Origin of the sequence: Paenibacillus sp. FSL M7-1414, assembly GCF_038003195.1 — a bacterium.
Classification (GTDB): Bacteria; Bacillota; Bacilli; order Paenibacillales; family Paenibacillaceae; genus Paenibacillus; species Paenibacillus amylolyticus.
In genome coordinates this window covers 446,163-465,795 of the sequence record NZ_JBBOOS010000001.1, presented here as the reverse complement: position 1 = coordinate 465,795, position 19,633 = coordinate 446,163, and the positions used below count along the sequence as shown (strand labels likewise).

Below are 19,633 nucleotides of genomic sequence, written 5' to 3'. Positions count from 1 at the left end.
GGAATTCCCCCTTCTTTTACTGTCTCTAGATAGACATTCAGGAATTAACGCGAGCTTCCGCCCGCTTTCAGTGCATCCTGTGCATAGGTACGGTCTTTGAAAAAGAACATCGCGACCAGCGTTACAATATACGGCAGCATCAACGTGAAATGGGTTGGCAAGGAGAATCCTTGCAGACGAATACTCAATGCTTCCATGAAGCCAAACAGCACACTGGAGCCCATCACGCCAAGCGGATTCGCTTGCCCCAGCATCGTTGCTACCAGCGCGATAAAACCACGACCAGCAGTCATGCCTTCGGTAAACATCGTTACCTGACCGAGTGACAACTGTGCTCCAGCCAGAGCACACAACACGCCGCACATCAGAACGGCACCATACTGGATGCCGCGTACCTTGATCCCGATGCTCTGTGCTGCAATCGGGTTTTCACCGACCGAGCGCAGACGGAAGCCGGACACACTTTTGAACAGATAAAATTGTAGTGCAATCACGAGCACAATACCGAGGTAAACCAGAGGACTATGTCCCGATATTACATCGCCGACCCACGGAATGTCCTTAATCAGCGGAATATCCCACTTGGGAAGTCCCACCATGTCTTTGTCGTAGTATGCACCTTTTACATCAAAAATCGCACGCAATGCAAAGGTCGTCACCCCCGCAGCCAGGAAGTTGAGCGATATCCCGACCACGATGGCGTTGGCCTTCAGATTAATGCTTATAAAGGCAAAGAGCGCTGAGAATAACATCACAATAATAATGGAAAAGAGTACAGCAAGCAGTACATTGCCAAACAGATAATTGCCGACAATAGCGGAGAATGCACCGATCAAAACTAGTCCTTCAAGACCCACGTTAAACAGACCGACACGAGAACATAAAGCCCCACCGAGCGCTGCAAGCAGGATTGGAGTCATAATCCGCAAGGTTGAGCCAAACATGGCTGCATCAAACAGTTGTTGCATTGGACTTTTTCTCCTTTCTCCGCTTCAGGAATGAATAACCGATCTGAGCTGATACAAATAACGTCAATACAGCTTGGATGACACTACCAACTTCCAGCGGTACATCCGTGTTCCGTTCCATACCCATGGCACCTGTCTGTAACGCAGCCAGCAAAATAGCTGCCACAGCTGTACCGAGTGGATGCGAGCGGGCAAGCAACGTTGCCATAATGCCGCTCCATGCGTAACTTGCCGATGACAATGAGCCATCAAGGAAACGGTACTGTGTACCGAGCACTTCCCCCGCACCCGCGAGTCCAGCAAGTCCACCACTGATGACCATGGACAGCATCATCATGCGAATGCGGCGAACACCACCGTAGGTTGCAAAGGACGGGTTGCTGCCGAGCATGCGGATCTCGTAACCAGTCACCGTTTTATGCGTGAACCAGTAGATCAGAATGGCCGCTACAATGGCAATAATGAAGCCAGCATGCAGTCCCATGCCCTGGAACAACTTCGGCAACCAGATACTCTGGTCAATCATCGGAGTCTGTGCCATCGCTGCAGATCCTGTGCGGTCCTTAAATGGATAGGAGACCATGTAACCCCCGAAATAAATGGCAATATAGTTAAGTAGTAGAGTTGTGATCAACAAGTTCATACCGAAACGTGCATCCAGCCAGCCTGCAAACAGGGACCAGATTCCCCCGGCAAGAATACCTGCCACAATCGCAGCAATACACACAAACCAGCCTGGTCCTGGCAGATAGAGCGCCGTGAGCGCGGCACTAAGCCCGCCAAGAATCATCTGGCCTTCGGCTCCCATATTGAAGAATCCAGCACGGAATGCCAATGCTACGCCAAGCCCCGCCAAGATGATTGGTGTGGAACGAGCCAACGTATTCGTGAAGAAGTAGAAGTTGCCGAAGGCCCCTTTCCACATCTCCGCATACGTATCCACCACATTACCGCCAACGATCAGAATCGCCACAGCCCCTGCAATCAGACCGATGAATACGGCAAGCAGCGGCTGCACGAGTCCGCGAAGTGTTTCTTTTACCCGATTCATATCCGCTCTTTCCCTCCTGCCATTAACAAGCTGATCTGTTCCTCAGTTGCTTCCTCTGCTCTCAGTTCTCCGGCAATTTCGCCTTCATACATGACAATAATCCGATCAGATAATTGCAATATCTCCGACAACTCCGATGAAATGAGCAGAATGCCAGCGCCCTCACTGCGTTTGCGCAGCAATTCGGCATGAATCGTCTCCATAGCACCGATATCCACACCACGTGTTGGTTCGGCTGCAATTAGAAACGGTGTATCCTGTGCAAATTCACGGGCAGCAATCAGCTTCTGCAAGTTTCCTCCAGACAGAAACTGTGCCTTGGTCTCCGCAGAACCCGTCTTGATGCTGAACTGTTGGATCCAACTCTCTACCATTGTTCTTGCTGCTTTGGCTTTGATAATACCGCGTGACTGCAAGCGATGATGGTGTCCCATCAGCCCGTTCTCGCGAACACTCGCATCCTTGGCCGCTCCCCACATGTAACGATCTTCCGGGATATGAGCAAGTCCATGCTCCCGAATGCGCCGTACCGGCCAGTTGGTTGTATCCTGCCCGGAGAGTATAACGCGACCACTATCCGCCTTACGCAGTCCCGCAATCACTTGAATCAGTTCCGACTGGCCGTTACCCGAGATGCCTGCTATACCCACGACCTCACCTTTTCGTACCTCCATGTGGATGTCCTTGAGCGCCGAACGATCCTTCGCTCCGGACAGATTAACCCCTTCCACCTGAAGCACGGCTTCCGCTGGAACCGATGCCTGCTTGTCCATACGCACAAGTTCACGACCAACCATCAGACGAGACAATTCCTCCACATGTGTATCTTTGGCTTCCAACGTGCCTGTCACCTGACCATCCCGAAGCACCGTGATCCGATCGGCTACATCCATGACTTCTTGCAGCTTGTGCGTGATCAGTACAAAGGTTTTGCCCAACTTGGCGAGAGATTTCATATTCGCCAGCAGTTCCTTCACTTCAAGCGGTGTCAGTACCGCTGAAGGTTCGTCCAATATAATGATGTCTGCGCCCTGATGCAGCACCTTGAGAATTTCAACACGCTGCTGCATGCCAAGCGGGCACTCGGACACTTTTTTCCATGGGTCAACTGGCATGCCATATTGTCTGCCCAACTCATTTACCTGGGCTGCTGCCTTTTTGCGATCAAATGCGCCTGCCTTAGCCGGTTCACGTCCAATCACGATGTTCTCCGCCACCGTAAAGGAAGGGAACAGCATGAAATGCTGATGCACCATACCGATGCCACTTGCCATCGCCTGGGACGGCGTGGCAAAGCTCACCTCACGTCCGCGGACTTTGATTGTGCCTGACGTGGGCTGTTCCATACCGTACAGCATACGCATCAAGGTTGTTTTACCAGCCCCGTTCTCACCGACAAGGGCATGAATCTCTCCCTCACGCAAATTAAAACGGATGTCCCGGTTAGCGGTGAAGCCGCCGTATTTCTTCGTAATCTGCTCCATCTCCAACAGCATATCTTGCGTTCGCTCCCCTCGGTCTCGGTCATTTAATAGCAGCAAAACCGGCTGCCTGATCGGGCAGCCGGCTGATCATTTCCATCACTCATTCATTGAAAAGAACATTCGAAACTATTGTTGCAATGGATCTTTGACTACGATTTTGCCGGATACGATATCATCCTTGATTGCTTTAACCTTGTCGATCACTTCTTGTCCGACAAAAGCATTCAATGGAGATTCGCTGTCACGTGTAACGTAAGTCAGGCCTACACCGTCTTCTTTCAAACCGTAGTTTACTGCACCTGCTTTGAAGTTTCCTTCTACAAAATCTTTCACAGTCTCATAAGCAACCGTATCGGTTGACTTCAATTGAGACAATACGATATGTTCCGGGTCTTCAACAGTACGGTCCGTATCCTGACCGGAAGTATAGAAGCCTTTTTCTTTTGCTGCTTCGAACACACCAAGATCACCTACAGCGGATGCGCCAGCGATGAAGTCAGCGCCTTTGCCGAATTGTACCAACGCCAATTCTTTTGCTTTGGCTGGGTCGTTAAATCCACCTACATAGTTCACGAGGAATTCTGCATCCGGATTCACGGATTCCAATCCAGCTTTGAAACCTTCCGTATATTTCTTGATCAATGGTACATCCATTGCTGCGATCATGCCGACTTTGTCTGTTTTGGTGGACAATCCAGCAGCTGCACCGAGCAGGTACGCCCCTTCATATTCACGGAAACCAACGCTACGAACGTTTGGAAGATCAACGGTTGTATCTACAATCGCAAAGGACTTGTCCGGATTCTCTGCTGCAACTTTCTTCAATGCATCTTCTGCCTGGAAAGTTGCTGTAATAATCAGATCATAATTCTCGGCAACCGCAGCACGCAGATTTTGTTCAAATGCTGCCGGGTCTGTCGATTCAATCGTCTTGGTATCTACTTTGAATTCTTCGCCTGCTTTTTTGAAACCTTCATCCATCTGTACAAAGAAAGGGTTAACCCCTATTTTTTCGGGAAGTACGAGGGCCATCCGAAGAGATTTCTCCGAATCACTGCCTTGGGCGGATTGTTCGTCTTTGGAAGCCGAATTCCCACAAGCTGCCAACAAAATAGCCAACATGATGATCGATAAGACGAACGATAAACCTCTTTTCATTTTGAAAATACCCCTTTTCAACATTCTTTTTTCTTATCCTAGCGGATACTGTCGATCCTTGTCAATAAATCTTTGAGCGTATACACTCAAATAGAATATAATTGACAATTCGCTTTCTACCAAGCTTTGGAAACCGTTCTGTATCAAGCTTTTTTTCGTTGACATCCAGCGCGTCTCCGTGCTAAAGTCAATCCAATTATTCTATTCTGATAGGAATTGTCAGAATTATAACCCAAAGCTGATTATTTTCCAACCCATTTTAAGGAGGCTATTCATTTGAAAAAAATCACCCAGATCACGTTGGCGGCCCTACTCGCCGCTCCGGTAACACTCGGCAGCCTTAGCTTGCCCGCTTCCGCTTCTGCAGCATCTGCAACTCCGGCTAAACCCGCCACCTCACAAAGTGTCAAAGGACCGGTAGCTCAGGCGCCAGTTGCCTATACGGAAAGCGCAGCGGATTTTGCTCAATTCTTGCAAGCGAAATACAACATTCAATTGCCGCAACAGATTACCAAAGGTGATTTCATTCAAGCCATTGCAGCCATCACGGAAGCAACTCAAGCAAGTGACAGTGAAGCCAAAGCTCCTGTCTTTACCGATCTGTCTTCTGGTGATTCTTCATATGATGCTGCCGTATCCTTATACAATAATGGGGTTCTTACGGGTACAGAAGTACGTGCTAAGGATCAACTGAGCACTTATGCAGCGGTCTTCATCGCGGTGAAAGCAGCCGGATTCAAGGAACTGGCTTATACTTATCCTGCAGAGAAAACAGCCAAAGCGCTTGCCAAAGTTGGCATTAGCCCGAACCGTGTTCAGGGACAAGCCGCACAGGAACTGGCTGCGGCGATCGATACAGGCCTGATTCCTGAAAGCCTATACCCCGCTCTCCTTAAGGGTGGCGTAGCAAGTAAAGATTTCGCTGATACTTTGCTTGGACGCGTATTGGTCAGTCAAGGGAAATACAAACATGAGATTGGGCGTTCCGGCGATGCGGACATCTATTCCAAACTGTATGCTGCATATCGCACAGCGGATCTGATCGAATCACCTGAGCTGAGAAAAATTGTGGATCAGGCCCTGCGAGATGATCTCGTAACAGGTTACAATCTGAAGGATAGCCGATTTGATTCCAACTTTATCGATGAACTGACACTTACCTACGGCCACGATAATATTCAACATGCTGTACAGTTGGTTGGTTTGCTGCGTAGCGAAGGTATTGATGCTGATGTGCAATTCCAACCCAAGACATCTGCCTTCATTTATTTGAAGGAATGGGGCGAGCCGAAGGAAACGCCTGATTATAAAGTGACACAGATCGATAACGGTAACTATATTGCTTCTGCGAAGGAATATGATATTCAGTTCGAGTTCAACAATGTGTCAGATAAAGTCCGCTTCAACGACATTGTGCTGAAATATGCCAAAAAGAATAGTGACAGTACATCTCCACTGATTCTCAGCTCCTGGTGGCAACCGCTGTATTATTCACCAACCGCATTGGCGAACTACCCTGTCATTTCCAATAATAAGATCGCGCTTGGCAATTACTATGCTCAGTCCTTCTCTCTGAAAGAAAATGCCAAATCCATTCGGGAAGGTTTCCTGAAACTGGCACCTGATGCGGACATTACGACGTATGACTTCTGGGTGGACCAGCCTTTCTTCAACTATCTGAACGGTGGATCTGAATAAAATAAATTCCGTCTTCAACCGAATTAAAGCTCGTATTTTGGCACCATAAGCAGCCGTCCTTACCGAATTTTACAGGGGTTTCGACCCCTAGATTCGTAAAGGCGGTTTTTTGTTCAGCATTTTGCAAATTTCTTCTACAAAATCATTTTTCTCATGCAGGAATTACCAATATAAGGTCGAATCCTATATGTACACAAACACGCAATCATATTGCATATCTCCGCACGAACAGGAGTTACTCCATGGTATATGACGGTATTCTACTAGGCTTGATCGTTGGATTTTTTCGGGGCGGGTTGCGGCATGGGCTCAACCAGTTTGCAGCACTCAAGCTGCGAAGTGGCTGGATTTTCCCTGTATTGCTGCTAATCCAGTTCTTTATTTTCTATCTCCAGGAACGATTCGAATGGGTGGCATCCATTAATGGATATCTCTTTGCTGCCGTCTACATTACAGGGCTCGCTTTCCTGTGGCTCAACAGACACCATACCGGTTTCATGCTCATCTGGATTGGGGTATTTCTCAATTTTGCCGTTATGGCTGTAAACGGTGGGCGCATGCCTGTTTCTGTGGAAGCCTCCGCTGTACTGGGACCCTACTATGTAGACATGCTCCGGGAAGGCGGCGCCGTATCAAAGCATTTTATGATGGATGCATCTACAAATCTGCCTTTTCTCGGTGATATCATCCCACTCTCCAGCCCTTACCCACGGACTCAGGTCATCAGCATCGGTGATGTGGTCATGAATATTGGTATATTCCTTTTTATTCAATACATGATGGTGAATCGGGACAAAAAGGCTGTGCAACCTGCTAAAACTCATCAGGCTTGAAGAAAACAGGTAGACTCCAAGGAAGGGAGGTCTTCTCCATGAAAAAATTTGAAGGTGTGAAATATTCCCGCATTGTCATCAACGCAATCATCGTGGCTTCTGTCGTTGTAGCGTTAACTTCGGGATACAAGCTGGGCGGCTAGTATCCATACCACCCAACAAGACAAACAGGCTGCCAGCGGCCTGTTTTTTCTGTCTGGATTTTTGGCAGGCAACTTGGTATGTTATACATCTATATAGTATATCCCTATAGAAGAACACCAACTATATACACATCAAGATTAGACTAAACTCAAGCAGGAGATTTTTTATGAACTTTATTCGTAACCTTATCCATAAGGCAGATCGAAGCAGTATGTATGTTATTTTGCTTAGTTGTACCGGGATCGGTGTTTTTCTATACATGAACAAGTGGTCTTACCTTCATCTAACCACGGCGGATTGGGTTATGGTCTACACCATGCTGGGTGCGGCGTTAATTCTGGATTATTTCACGTTCCAGATTCCACCCAAAGGCAATCAGCAATCCATGGATTCATCGGTATACCTTGCCTGTATATTCATGTTTGGCGGAGCTTTCAGTTTATCCGTACTGCTTCCTGTCTCCATCATCCTGTTAATCAAAGAGCGCAAGCTAACCTGGTGGAAACACATTGTTAATTTCAGCATCTACAGTCTCATGATTACGGGAGCAGCTGCCGTGTTTGAGTGGACTGGCGGGCAATCGGGAACTCTGGACGGCTATAACCTGATTCCTTATTTTGCAGCGCTCGCAGCCTACTTCATCATCAACACAATCACACTTGGCTTATTCTTTCATTTCTCAACAAAGGATGCATTACAGCAGATGAAGCGGGCATTCGTTACCGAATCCCTGCTGGTTTATCTGTGTACGCTGATTCTGGCGCTGGTCCTGACAATTCTGGTTGTGCACAATGGCGTACTTGGCCTGTTGTTGTATCTAAGTCTTAGCATTCTGCTCTCCCATGCATTCAGGCAGTTGTTCGTGATGTATCAGACGATTGAGGAAAAGGCCAACACGGATCAACGTACGGGTCTGTTCAACCATAGCTATTTCGAAAGCATGTTAGAAAGCGAACTGACTAACGCTCGAACGCAGGGAACCCCGCTCTGTCTGGGACTTATTGATATCGATGATTTCAAAAAGTATAACGATCGGTTTGGCCACCTTCAAGGTGACAGTCTGCTAGCCCTGCTGGGGGATTTTCTAATGCGAAAGACGGAAGGCACACCTGTTACCGCCTTTCGTTATGGAGGAGAAGAGTTCACTTTGCTCATGCCAGGCATGGAGTTGGACGAATCCTACAGGTTCATGAACAAGCTGCGTAAACAACTGAACGACACGCCGTTTGAAGGCGTTGAAGTGTTTCCACACGGTTGTCTCTCCTTCTCTGCTGGCGTCGCACCCTATCAGGTGGATATGTATAACAAATCCCAGCTTGTGGATCAGGCGGATAAAGCACTATATTATGCGAAGAAACAGGGCAAGAACAACGTGCACCGCCACGGCAGCAATGATGGCATGGAACACGAGATTGATCTGGTACAGGACGTTCGTGACATCGAGCAGCAGCTCAATCTGTTCAGATACAAAGATATGGATACGTTTAAACATTCCAAACGGGTCTACAAATATGCACTGGATATCAGTGAATTGCTCGCACTGGATAATGCGGAAAAACGTCGCTTCGTGCTGGGAGCACTGATTCATGACATCGGAAAACTGGAGATTCCTTGGTCTATTCTGAACAAAAAGGACAAGCTCACCGCAGAAGAATGGGAAACGATCAAAGGACATGTCACCTGGGGCAAAAAAATGGTGATCACGAACGATCGCTTCGCCGATCTGATTCCGTATATTGAACTTCACCACGAACGTTATGATGGCAAAGGCTATCCTTACGGCCTGAAGGGTAACGAGATTCCCCGGCTCTGCCGGATGCTGACCGTGATTGACTCCTTTGATGCCATGACGACAGAGCGGCCGTATCAGGAAACCAAGAACATGGAAGAAGCGATTCGGGAGCTGCGCTCATGTTCGGGTTCACAGTTTGATCCGGAGCTTGCCGAGTTGTTCATTCAATATATTGAGAAAAGAACCGCTCAGCAACAGTTGCAGTAAAATAAACAGAACTGCTTCTATAAGCCCAGAAAAAGTAAAAGCGCTATCCCCGGTCTGATCGGAGATAGCGCCATTTTCATTTTCATGGAATGAATCGTACACCAGACAACTTCATTCTCGTGCAGATTCTACATTAAGATTTGGTATTCAGCTCATGTGAGGTCTGATGCAGCTCTTTAATCATCTGCTGCAAAAACATGTTGTCTTGGCGACTGATACCGTGCTGATTGTCTTGAACAAGCATCTGATGAATGTTCTTTTTGAGCAATTCACTGCGACGTTCCAATACTTCTTGACTCATGTTGTTGCGTCACTCCTTAACATGTTTTGTAATGAATTCACGTTCTATATTAAGTATAGAGGACCTTCTCCGATAGGGAAAACGGACTCAGCCTTCCTCAGCTGGACACACCAACCCTCACCTAGCGTGACAACATTTCCCCCCTTGTCGTTCTTAGATATCCTTCTAAATACTCCCTGATCCTCCCCAGCTTTCTCCAAAGACACAGACTAGGGTCTTGGACAAGCTTGCGTTATAATGATCCCATCCCTGTATAAATAAAGTACCTAATTAAGCTAATCCTAGATCAAAGGAGTTCTGCATTCATGTCCTATAAACAAATTAAATGGATGATTCTGCTGATCCCTACATTCACGGTTGGCATCTGGGAATACATTCGCCATCAGTTTCTGATGCCGTACCTTTCGATGGATGCTGGAAACTGGTTAACACCCGTCATCGTTTACCTCGTCAGCGTGACACTGCTCAGCCGATTGTTCCACATGCTTGAAGGTGCCAGGGCTGCTCTGGAGCAGGAACGTGCAGCAAAAGCAGCGCTGGAAGCTCGTGACCAATTGGCAAGAGAACTTCACGACGGCATATCTCAGTCCCTTTTTCTGCTCTCCGTGAAAACCGATAAAGCAGGCCGTAGTCTAGCAGGAAGCGGACATGAGCATGAGATCCAGGAGATTCAAAAAACCGTGCATGAAGTCAATACATATGTAAGGCAAGCTATTGCCCAGTTGCGTTTTGTTCCTTCCTCTACGGTAACATCAGAAATTATTTCACTGCATGCGCAGGTCGAAGTGCTCGTCAAGGAAACGGTACCTAGTGCACAGATTCATTGGGACCTCAGGGGTGTAACATTCTCTGCCAAGGAACAAGTGGAACTGCTCGCCTGTATCCGGGAGGGACTACTGAATGTACGCAAACATGCGCAGGCTACCCGCGTTCAGGTTCATGCGGAAGGTAACCCAATTGCCTGGTTCATTTATATTCAGGATAATGGGAATGGACTAAGTGGAGATCCTCTTCATCTGAAGGATCGGTACGGACTGCGAATTACGAAGGAGCGTGCTGCCGAGATGGGTTGGTCTTTCACCCTCGATTCAAGACCGGGGCATACACGAATGACGATAGGAAAGGAGCATGCTTAATATGGAACATGTACGTGTATTGGTTGTTGATGATCATGCGCATGCGCGTGAAGCGATCTGTAGCATTTTATCCGAGGACAGCCTGTTTGAAGTGATTGGTACAGCTTCGAATGGACAGGAAGCGCTGGAGCTCACCGGACAATGGATGCCCGACCTGATCCTGATGGACGTGCAGATGCCGGGCATGGATGGGCTGGAAGCCACCCGTCAGATCAAGCTGCGATTCCCTTATGTTATTGTTGTTATGGTCACGGTATCGGATGATGTGACGTTTCTGTTCGAAGCATTGAAACAAGGCGCTCAAGGCTATTTGCTCAAAAATCTAACGCCTTCCACCTGGCTTGAATACCTGCGCGCCATCGTCAGTGATGACGCACCGCTCAGTAAGGAACTGGCCTATCGGATTTTGCAGGAGTTTCCCGCACCACGCAGTGAAGATGTGCAAGATAACCCGCTAACGGCGCGGGAACTTGAGATTCTGCAATGGGTATCCGCGGGATATACCAATCGGGAGATTGCCGATCAACTCGGTATTTCAGACCAGACGGTGAAGAATCATCTCAAAAACATTTTGCAGAAGCTCCAGCTTGAAAACCGGGTACAACTCACCCGCTACGCACTAGAGAGCGGGCTTGCAGGACGTAAACTTCGCAAATAAACATTGTTAATTCGGAGTCAATGATGCGTCCGACATAGGTGAGAAATGACATAGCATTCATGCTTTTGTCACAATTATGTAGACCAAATCGTTTTTTTATAGCCCAATGTAGTCATACGCAGTCATTTTGGACAAAGTTATAATGGGTTAGATTGTGTTTAAAGGACCATGAATGACTACAAATCTATAACCTGAGGGTGATGATTTTTTGATTTTTACACGCTTTACCCTGAAATGGGGCAAACGGCACTGGGCATTGGTCACCTGTCTGTTGCTCGTATGTTGCCTTGTTATGCCACAGTGGGCATCTGCCCATGCTTATATTGTTAAGGCTTCGCCAGGAGAAAATGAGATCCTCGTAGCTGCTCCGGAGCGGCTGACGCTGGAGTTCAACGAATCCTTGCAGACGGCCTTTTATGATATCAAAATTACCGGACCTGACGGCAATCAGGCAGACGATGGAAATGTAAAGATCGATGTGGATCGCCCTCATATTCTGGAGACTGGCCTGCAGGCTGGACTCGGGAACGGGACTTATGCCGTTAACTGGAAAGCTGTATCTGCCGATGGACATCCAATTCAAGGGGCGTATGTTTTCCATATCGGTGAACCATCCGGTTCTCCTGCCGGACTGAGTGATCTTACATCCGGTTCCGGTTCAACAGGCGGGCCGCTGAAATGGATTGTATCCCTGACAGACTGGATTCAGTATCTCGGATTGTCTGTCATTCTGGGGACACTTGCATTCTTGCTGCTGCGAATCGCACCGACATCCATGACAAGAGAACCTATGGACGTTCCGGGTAGCTACAGATTGTTATGGATCAGCTACGCTGCTGCTTCCTTTGCCGCTCTGATCAGCCTGCCACTGAATACGTTATATGAATCTGGTGTGGCTCTGAACGAACTAAGCTGGGCACTGATCGGAAGTGCGCTCAAGCTGACATCCTTTGGTCAGATCTGGATGTTACAAATACTCATTGTAATGCTGCTGGCCGTCACGATTCTCTCCGGATATGATCGCGATCGATCCATCCGTGCTCGCATCTGGTCTTCCTATGGCTCACTTGTGCTCGTGCTTGGATGGCTGTTCACGCATGCCATGACGGGACATCCGGCTGCGGCGGATCAACGTGCGCTCGCGATTGCCATGGACTTCGTGCATCTGATTGGTGCCGCTTTCTGGATTGGTGCACTAACCGCCATGGCGATATGTCTGCCTCCACTGGCGGATAAGCTGCCATCGAAGGTGCGAGGAGAAGTCTACTGGGTTGCTATTCGCAGATTTACCGCCTGGGGGATTGGCGCCGTAGCCGCTCTGGTTGCTACAGGGATATACAGCAGTCTGATTATTCTACCAGCACCTGTGCTGACTTCCTTGTTCACTACAGCTTATGGCCTTGTCCTGATCGGCAAGATCGTCCTGCTTATTGTAATGCTTGTCTTCGCCTGGCGTCATGCCAGATTGGCAAGAGCAGCAGCGGGAAGCAGATTATCCGGCAGCCTGAAAGCCGAACTTGCCACCGGTGCTGTCATTCTCGCTCTGGCTGCCGTACTGACACACCTGTCTCCAGGACAACCCGCTGCGGTCGGACCGTATCAGGAGACAAAGACTACAGAAGACGGCTCGGCGATCACACTTCAGGTGAGTCCCAATATAACGGGAGAGAACCAATTCGAAGTTGATGTGAAACGGGCAGATGGAAGTATCGTTAACGATCTGGAACAGATCACACTGTCACTCACACATCTGGACATGGATATGGGGATCTATGAGATTACCATTCCGAAAAACGACACCGGTGTGTACAAGGCTGAAGATTACATCTCCATGCCTGGACGTTGGAATATCAAGGTACATCTCCTGACCAAGACGTTGGATGCACTGGATGCCGAATTTGAGATCAACACCACCAAGCCATAGTTACACAAAGATCAAATTGAAAAGTGACCCAATCTAAAATGAGTGTTTCTACAAACTGCAAATGTAGTGAAGGGAACGAAATTGATTCTGGAGAAGCGAAGCACTCGCCTTTATTCCCGGATTTCAACTTATTACTATTTAAATTGAACTATTATTTACACTGAAACGGAGAGGGCAGAAAAAACCTGAAAAAGCGTAGCGTTCGCCTTTATCACCGGATTTTTCCCTTTGAGAAAAGGGAATCAAAAAATCTGGGGATAACAGCGATTGGAAGGTTATTCTGTCATCGGAGTGTATGTGTAAACCGTATTTAGTTAAATTTATATAGTTGCCTAAAAAATCCGAGAATAACGGTGATCGAAAGACCATTCGTAACCGAAACGGCGCCTTTGCAGAACGTAGACACTCATTTAAGAAAATGGGCCGCATCATATATGATAAGAACTGAGAGGGGTTATTTATTTTGAAGAAAACATCATGGATTTCCAAACTAACATCCACTATCGCAACAGGTACCGCAGCATTCATGTTATTCGCCGGATTCGCGAGCGCTCACGTTACCGTTAGCCCATCCGTTGCACAGACAAGTGCATGGCAGACGTACACCATTAAGATTCCATCCGAGAAAGAACTGCCTACAACCAAAATCACCATGAAAGTTCCGGAAGGTGTTGCATTCAAGCAATATCAACCACTGGCAGGCTGGAAAATCACCACAGAGAAGAACGATTCCAATGAAGTAACATCAATTACGTGGGAGATTGACGGCGATAATGAAGGCATTCTAGCAGGACAATTCCAGCAGTTCAACTTCGTTGCACAGAACCCTAAGGCGGAAGCTGAAGTAGCTTGGGATGCATTCCAATACTACAGTGATGGCAGCATCGTAGAATGGACAGGCCAACCAAGTGATGCCAACCCGCACAGTATCACAACGATTAGCGAAGATCCGGCTGCTGCTGGTAATGCTGCGGCAGGTGGAGGTCATGCCAACGATGGACATGATAGTGCAGGTACAGAAGGCGCCACTGGAGATAATGCAGCTACCGACGATAGCAAAGCAAACGATGACACCACGCTGGGCGATGCACTCAATGACACCGTTACAGGTGAACCAAACAACACGGATACAGACCCGGGTACGCTGAAGCTTCAACAAGCAACATTGATCGTATCCATTCTGGCCCTGATCTTGTCCTTCTTGGGGATTGCGTTGGCTACACGTCGCAAAAAACGTTAAGAACTAACTTACAGTTTTACGAAAACCTGAGAAAAATTCAGATAACAAAAAGCCTATGGCATACGGGATCAAACCCGGTGTGCCGTAGGCTTTTTAGCTATCATCATTTTGATTGGCTACCCATGTTCTTTACAATCCGTGGTTTAGAACTAATCATGCCGCTCCACGGTCACACTCTTATCCACGCTGATTGCCATCCGCAATATGGCATCAGCCTTACCACTCTTTAGCGTTCCTGATCCGTCTGGATCATGATCTCAATATATTGCAGCAAGCTTTTCTTCTGCTGTTCAATGGATTGAATACGTCTGGACAGGCCCGCAAAAAACTCTTCAATCTGCTGTCTTGTATGATCTGCGGACTGGCCTTTCCAATCGTTCAGGCGACTGTATAGCGCCCTCGCTTCCTGTTCATCGGCTTGCAGACGAGCAAGCAGCTGTGTCAGTTCTTTTTCCGCAATTCGAAGATCATTTAATTCCACCAGTAATTGTCCACCCACTTGCGTTCCCCTCCCCCATGTACGTGATATCGACATTAACCAACCTGGTTCCTAATTAAAATGAACCGGACTCTCGTCCGCCTGCCGGAAGGCATCCGCCTTCTCATCAATAAAGTTCAGGAACTGGCTGGTATGTTTCATATGCCATGTGCTAAGTTCTTGAATCGACGCGTCCAGTTGGGTGACAATGGGCTCCAGCCTGCGACTGCGGCTCGTATGCAGATATTGGGCCATGCGGGTTCGCACCTGATTCAGCTCCGCATTGCACTGTTGTGCATTTTGCTTCCACCGTGAAGCGACACTTTTCAGTTCTTCCGGCGTTACCTGAATCAGACCTGAAGCCGCAGCAGCCGAAGCCATACCTCCACCGCCGCCGGACTTGGAACGTAACGGACCGAAGTTCTTGCTGAACGGTCCCATGTGATCCATAAGGCGTGGTGAATAGCGGATTCTCTCTCCAGTAATCGGATCGTACAGGTCATTGGATATGTAACCATTTTTGAAATCATATTGATCCAGACTGTGATAGTTCTCCCCGCCAAATGAGTTCTTGGCTTTATCGATAATACTCACGCCATCATTCGCCGAGTCATAATCGGAGTTGATGTAATAGGTCGATCCCACATGCCGGTCATATCCTCCCAGCGTTCCGCTGGCTACCAGATCACTGGGATTTGCATAGTTCACAACCTGCCCGTCAAATGCACCTGATTCAGCCCGGCGCCGCATTTCTGGCGTCAGATTACCCATTACAGATGGTGCACTAAACGTCACGGCTGGAATTCCTGTATAAGCAGACGCATATTGTGCATTTCCCCCGCCCAAGGAATGTCCGGTCATCGAGAAATTCAGATCCTTATGCTTGTTCTGCATGTGATTTGCGTAGTCTTCGGATTGATACATCTGATTGGCCCAGCCTGTAGGGGAAACAGTTTTTTCAATATCCTTTACGCGATCACCCGTCCAGTTCTCCACGTCTCTTACCCTGTCACCAGCCCAATCCTCCACTTTGGATATGCCCGTGAAGTCTTTGACACCTTCGACACCTTTGTCGAGCCAATCCGGCGTAAGATTATTAACAAAATTCCCGGCCTCCTGCTGACCCTTACGAATCAACTCTCCGCCCCCAATGCGGCCATCCATGACAAAGTCAGGTACAGAGCGATCCAAGGACGCACTTCCTTCTGTACCACGATAAGCAATGACAGCTTCCTTGGTCTCGGGATTATAAAATGTTACAGCATCAAAACCGGAAAATTTATTGCTTTCCGTCCCCTCAAGGACCTCCCATCCGGGAAGTTCCGTTAATTTGTCTCCAGCCTTTTGATCCTGGTAGGCTAGATCAGACATCGTTTTATACGTTTCATCATCAATATTGGACCCGTTACTCAATAACTACACCTCCCTTTATTTGTCGTATGGATTATGTCCCTTGGCTATCATCACTTCCTCAATCTCAGGACTAATGACCAAGTTCTTGGTTACCTTCTTTTTGTAGTCGTACGAAATGCCAAAGCTTTGATCTTCATGATCTTTCACATGCCCTTTCAGCCCAATCTGGGACACTGCCATTTCCGGCAACAACTCTTTGCTTGTAATCACAACATCCAGTTCAAACTTCTGCTTGAAGTGCTGAATTACGGTTGCTTCAGCTTCTTGGTATAAAGCTTCCTTCTCACTTGCGTTCATGTTCTGACAACCTCCCAAAAATATAGTAAACACCATCATTAGTGTGAATAAACCCTTCAACCATCCTGCACGTTTAATACGGATCCCCCCTCATGGTAGAATCGAGGCATTCACTATATGTGAAGTACACCCTATTCATCTGTTACCTGCATCATAGTACAAAATCAACATGAGCCATATCGGCTAACAGGATCGTTTTCATGTAACTTTCTTCCTATATGATTCAAATAGGACACTTTGGTGTACATTACCCACTTTCCTAATTCTTGCATCAAGTACATCATAATTTTCCCATCCACGACAAAAAGAGCCTGCTCCTCGAAAGAGCGGCCCTCCTTTTGCATGATTTACTGTTATGCCAATGCCATCTGCAGCGCAGTCAGCGCAATCCCGATAACAAATCCGGTAACGGCTCCGTTGATCCGAATCCATTGCAGATCCTGTCCAACCTTATCCTCAATCATCGAAACCAAAGTGGCATTGTCCATTTTGTCCACATTTTCGCGTACCAGTTTACCGATTTTAGAATGATTTTTCTCCAGCAGTGTTGTGACGCCATTTACGATCTTGGCATTCATGCCTGTCATCAACTCGTCATCTGCCCGCAGATCAACCAATACCCGCTCAATGGCAGGCAGTGCATACGTATCTACATACTGTCCATCTTCCATCGCGGCGAGCGCCTTGTCTCTCAGGTCGGTGAGTTTGTTCAGCACCGTTTCCTCTGCGTTCCAGCCCTCCAACATATTGTTCTTCCAGCTGTTGATTCCATCTTGCATAGCCTCACTCATTGCCAAACGCACCGTCTGGGTACGTACCATATCAAGCACCTTGTACCTTAGAGCGCTGCCTTCACGTTTCATATCCTCTACCCGATCGAAGAGATATCCTTGCAAAATGCCACCCAAACGCTCCTCGTTCATATAACCCAGGAACGCATTCATCGCAAACTGCATCAATCCGTTCATCTGAATGCCGCTGATGGCTTTCATGCCGCTTTCACCCAAAAACATGATCGTCTCGGGTTTAACCAGCCACTCCTCGGCTTGCTTCAGTCCATAGTCCAGCGCTTTGGCGTCGTAACCCCGCTCTGTCATCTGGTGGGCAGCCCGTTCCAGAATCGGACCCAGATCAAAGGCGCCCGCTTGTGACTTGATCTCACGTGCCACGAGCGGAGCAATCTGCTCTAACGGCAGACCAGCCAGAATTCGCTTGCAGAGCGTATCAATCATCGTCTTGATCCCGTCACTGTGAAGCTCACGTGTCAACGTATCAAGTACCGTCTCTGCTGCTTTGAAATCTGCAATTTTCTCGGTAATGCTGTCTTTGTTGAGCAAGTTATTCTCTACTGCGGAGACCAGACCTTCCGTCATTTTATCGCGATTTTTCGGCAGCAATGCCGTGTGTGGAATTGGAATGCCGAGCGGGTGACGGAATAATGCGGTAACGGCGAACCAGTCCGCAAGTCCACCCACGAGTCCCGCTTCAAATGATCCTACCAGCAACTTGCCCACAGGAACGCCCTGGAACGGCAAGGATGCAGCAAATCCTGCTCCCATGACCACGAGAGACCAGGCAGCTGCTTTTTTGGTTTGTTTAGGTTTAGCCATTGTATTCTTGCTCCTTTATCGTTAATCGTACGGTCTGGTCTATACCCGATTCCGTACTTCGTCTGTTCTTATGTAAACTCTCCAATTACAAAGTCTTGGCTTCCATATTTCGTATACTTCATCTTATCACCCACAAGCGTCAAAACCAAACCTCTGGTTGAAGAAAAAGGATAATAGCGGCGTTTACTTCGTAAAATGGATCACTCCCTTTACCAAGACCAGGAAGATTTTAGTATAATCATTCAAGACGGCCCTTCGATATCGATTGGCTGCTGAACAGCAGGGTAATTACATAGTGGAACAATGAATCAATAAGAGGAGGAATTTCGGACCATGAAACACGTGCAGGACACAACCACACTCTATAACGGAGTCAAAATGCCATGGCTGGGTTTTGGGGTATTCAAAGTTAAAGACGGAGACGAAGTCGTTCATGCTGTCAAAACAGCCATTCAAGCTGGTTATCGCAGCATCGACACAGCCAAAGCGTATAACAACGAAACAGGTGTCGCTCAGGGTATTCGTGAATCTGGAGTAGCTCGTGAGGATCTGTTCATTACCACTAAAGTATGGAATAGTGATCAGGGATATGAATCCACGCTGGCAGCCTTCGAGGCAAGCATGGAACGACTCGAACTGGAGTACCTGGATCTCTATCTTATCCACTGGCCGGTTAAGGGCAAGTACAAAGACACATGGCGAGCGCTGGAGAAACTCCATAAAGAAGGACGCATCCGCGCGATCGGTGTGAGCAACTTCCAGATTCACCATCTGGAAGACTTGATGATCGATGCCACGATCAAACCAGCAGTTAATCAGGTGGAGCTTCACCCACTATTGATTCAGTCAGAGCTTCGTGAGTACTGCAACAAACATCAGATTCAGATCGAAGCCTGGTCTCCACTCGGACAAGGTCATCTGATGGATCATCCGTTGCTGAAGGATATCGCCGCCAAATACAGCAAGTCCCCCGCACAAGTAATTCTGCGCTGGGATCTGCAGAACGGCATCGTGACCATACCGAAATCCGTTACGCCTGAGCGTATTCACGCGAATGCTGATCTCTATGATTTTGAGTTAACTTCGGAAGAAATAGAGCAGATTAACAGTCTGAACGAGAATAAACGATTTGGTTCTGATCCAGACAACTTTAACTTCTAATATAAGCAAATAAATTCGATTACACCCGCCTTCGATCTTAGAAGAGCGGGTGTTTTGGCATGTGATGTTATAGGCAAATT

At 47.7% G+C, this 19,633-nt stretch carries 17 protein-coding genes; 8 read left to right on the top strand and 9 right to left on the bottom strand.

Annotated features, from left to right (window positions below; genetic code table 11):
- Positions 1-44 precede the first annotated feature (44 nt).
- The 4 genes from MHH92_RS02215 to MHH92_RS02200 all read right to left on the bottom strand — a co-directional run bounded on the left by MHH92_RS02215 (position 45) and on the right by MHH92_RS02200 (position 4,661).
- Entirely contained in the window at positions 45-968 is a 924-nt protein-coding gene (locus MHH92_RS02215; protein ID WP_017691011.1) for an ABC transporter permease, read from the bottom strand.
- Positions 952-2,019 carry an ABC transporter permease gene (locus MHH92_RS02210; protein ID WP_100528174.1) on the bottom strand — a complete coding sequence of 356 codons (1,068 nt, stop codon included), beginning with the start codon at positions 2,017-2,019 and terminating at the stop codon, positions 952-954. The genes MHH92_RS02215 and MHH92_RS02210 overlap by 17 nt, the downstream gene beginning before the upstream one ends.
- On the bottom strand, positions 2,016-3,515 hold the full coding sequence (locus tag MHH92_RS02205; RefSeq protein WP_340901687.1) for an ABC transporter ATP-binding protein: 1,500 nt from the start codon (positions 3,513-3,515) through the stop codon (positions 2,016-2,018). Before MHH92_RS02205 ends, MHH92_RS02210 begins: the two co-directional genes overlap by 4 nt.
- Before the next feature lie 114 nt (positions 3,516-3,629).
- The gene (locus MHH92_RS02200; RefSeq protein ID WP_017691014.1) at positions 3,630-4,661 is read right to left on the bottom strand and encodes a BMP family lipoprotein; all 1,032 of its coding nucleotides are present in this window, start codon (positions 4,659-4,661) and stop codon (positions 3,630-3,632) included.
- A 276-nt stretch (positions 4,662-4,937) separates the two neighbouring features.
- Here MHH92_RS02200 and MHH92_RS02195 point away from each other — a divergent pair, with 276 nt between their 5' ends.
- The 3 genes from MHH92_RS02195 (at position 4,938) to MHH92_RS02185 (ending at position 9,335) form a co-directional block, all read left to right on the top strand.
- Positions 4,938-6,359 (top strand): hypothetical protein, encoded by a 1,422-nt coding sequence (locus MHH92_RS02195; RefSeq protein WP_340901686.1) that lies wholly within the window; start codon positions 4,938-4,940, stop codon positions 6,357-6,359.
- Between the two features lie 242 nt (positions 6,360-6,601).
- Positions 6,602-7,192 carry a DUF5317 domain-containing protein gene (locus MHH92_RS02190; RefSeq protein ID WP_036616686.1) on the top strand — a complete coding sequence of 197 codons (591 nt, stop codon included), beginning with the start codon at positions 6,602-6,604 and terminating at the stop codon, positions 7,190-7,192.
- Between the two features lie 310 nt (positions 7,193-7,502).
- Entirely contained in the window at positions 7,503-9,335 is a 1,833-nt protein-coding gene (locus tag MHH92_RS02185; protein WP_047840385.1) for a bifunctional diguanylate cyclase/phosphohydrolase, read from the top strand.
- Positions 9,336-9,468: 133 nt separating this feature from the next.
- Here the strand turns inward: MHH92_RS02185 and MHH92_RS02180 are convergent, their stop codons facing one another.
- Positions 9,469-9,636, bottom strand: a complete 168-nt coding sequence (locus tag MHH92_RS02180; protein ID WP_017691019.1) for a hypothetical protein — start codon at positions 9,634-9,636, stop codon at positions 9,469-9,471.
- Between the two features lie 305 nt (positions 9,637-9,941).
- On the opposite strand from MHH92_RS02180, the gene MHH92_RS02175 reads away from it, so the two are divergent.
- From MHH92_RS02175 to MHH92_RS02160, 4 genes are all read left to right on the top strand, one after another.
- On the top strand, positions 9,942-10,772 hold the full coding sequence (locus tag MHH92_RS02175; protein WP_340901685.1) for a sensor histidine kinase: 831 nt from the start codon (positions 9,942-9,944) through the stop codon (positions 10,770-10,772).
- Between the two features lies 1 nt (position 10,773).
- Positions 10,774-11,430 (top strand): response regulator, encoded by a 657-nt coding sequence (locus MHH92_RS02170; RefSeq protein ID WP_036616682.1) that lies wholly within the window; start codon positions 10,774-10,776, stop codon positions 11,428-11,430.
- A gap of 208 nt (positions 11,431-11,638) precedes the next feature.
- Complete coding sequence (locus tag MHH92_RS02165) at positions 11,639-13,354, top strand: copper resistance CopC/CopD family protein (RefSeq protein ID WP_340901684.1); 1,716 nt, start codon at positions 11,639-11,641, stop codon at positions 13,352-13,354.
- A 463-nt stretch (positions 13,355-13,817) separates the two neighbouring features.
- The gene (locus MHH92_RS02160) at positions 13,818-14,594 is read left to right on the top strand and encodes a YcnI family copper-binding membrane protein (protein ID WP_076329729.1); all 777 of its coding nucleotides are present in this window, start codon (positions 13,818-13,820) and stop codon (positions 14,592-14,594) included.
- 226 nt (positions 14,595-14,820) lie between these two features.
- Here MHH92_RS02160 and MHH92_RS02155 read toward each other — a convergent pair whose 3' ends face one another.
- The 4 genes from MHH92_RS02155 to MHH92_RS02140 form a co-directional block, all read right to left on the bottom strand.
- Positions 14,821-15,093, bottom strand: a complete 273-nt coding sequence (locus tag MHH92_RS02155; RefSeq protein WP_017691024.1) for a hypothetical protein — start codon at positions 15,091-15,093, stop codon at positions 14,821-14,823.
- Positions 15,094-15,144: 51 nt separating this feature from the next.
- On the bottom strand, positions 15,145-16,485 hold the full coding sequence (locus MHH92_RS02150; protein WP_253505205.1) for a hypothetical protein: 1,341 nt from the start codon (positions 16,483-16,485) through the stop codon (positions 15,145-15,147).
- A gap of 15 nt (positions 16,486-16,500) precedes the next feature.
- Positions 16,501-16,782 (bottom strand): hypothetical protein, encoded by a 282-nt coding sequence (locus tag MHH92_RS02145; protein WP_047840388.1) that lies wholly within the window; start codon positions 16,780-16,782, stop codon positions 16,501-16,503.
- 353 nt (positions 16,783-17,135) lie between these two features.
- Positions 17,136-18,392: a DUF445 domain-containing protein gene (locus MHH92_RS02140; protein ID WP_036673132.1), complete on the bottom strand. Its 1,257-nt coding sequence runs from the start codon at positions 18,390-18,392 to the stop codon at positions 17,136-17,138.
- Between the two features lie 333 nt (positions 18,393-18,725).
- Between MHH92_RS02140 and MHH92_RS02135 the strand changes: the two genes are divergently transcribed.
- Positions 18,726-19,553 (top strand): aldo/keto reductase, encoded by an 828-nt coding sequence (locus MHH92_RS02135; protein ID WP_036616658.1) that lies wholly within the window; start codon positions 18,726-18,728, stop codon positions 19,551-19,553.
- Positions 19,554-19,633 lie beyond the last annotated feature (80 nt).

What these genes read in the sequence shown, in the direction of transcription:
- MHH92_RS02215 (WP_017691011.1), bottom strand. Translation starts at nt 968, where the DNA reads ATGCAACAACTGTTTGATGCAGCCATGTTTGGCTCAACCTTGCGGATT.
- MHH92_RS02210 (WP_100528174.1), bottom strand. Translation starts at nt 2,019, where the DNA reads ATGAATCGGGTAAAAGAAACACTTCGCGGACTCGTGCAGCCGCTGCTT.
- MHH92_RS02205 (WP_340901687.1), bottom strand. Translation starts at nt 3,515, where the DNA reads ATGCTGTTGGAGATGGAGCAGATTACGAAGAAATACGGCGGCTTCACC.
- MHH92_RS02200 (WP_017691014.1), bottom strand. Translation starts at nt 4,661, where the DNA reads ATGAAAAGAGGTTTATCGTTCGTCTTATCGATCATCATGTTGGCTATT.
- MHH92_RS02190 (WP_036616686.1), top strand. Translation starts at nt 6,602, where the DNA reads ATGGTATATGACGGTATTCTACTAGGCTTGATCGTTGGATTTTTTCGG.
- MHH92_RS02185 (WP_047840385.1), top strand. Translation starts at nt 7,503, where the DNA reads ATGAACTTTATTCGTAACCTTATCCATAAGGCAGATCGAAGCAGTATG.
- MHH92_RS02180 (WP_017691019.1), bottom strand. Translation starts at nt 9,636, where the DNA reads ATGAGTCAAGAAGTATTGGAACGTCGCAGTGAATTGCTCAAAAAGAAC.
- MHH92_RS02175 (WP_340901685.1), top strand. Translation starts at nt 9,942, where the DNA reads ATGTCCTATAAACAAATTAAATGGATGATTCTGCTGATCCCTACATTC.
- MHH92_RS02170 (WP_036616682.1), top strand. Translation starts at nt 10,774, where the DNA reads ATGGAACATGTACGTGTATTGGTTGTTGATGATCATGCGCATGCGCGT.
- MHH92_RS02145 (WP_047840388.1), bottom strand. Translation starts at nt 16,782, where the DNA reads ATGAACGCAAGTGAGAAGGAAGCTTTATACCAAGAAGCTGAAGCAACC.
- MHH92_RS02140 (WP_036673132.1), bottom strand. Translation starts at nt 18,392, where the DNA reads ATGGCTAAACCTAAACAAACCAAAAAAGCAGCTGCCTGGTCTCTCGTG.
- MHH92_RS02135 (WP_036616658.1), top strand. Translation starts at nt 18,726, where the DNA reads ATGAAACACGTGCAGGACACAACCACACTCTATAACGGAGTCAAAATG.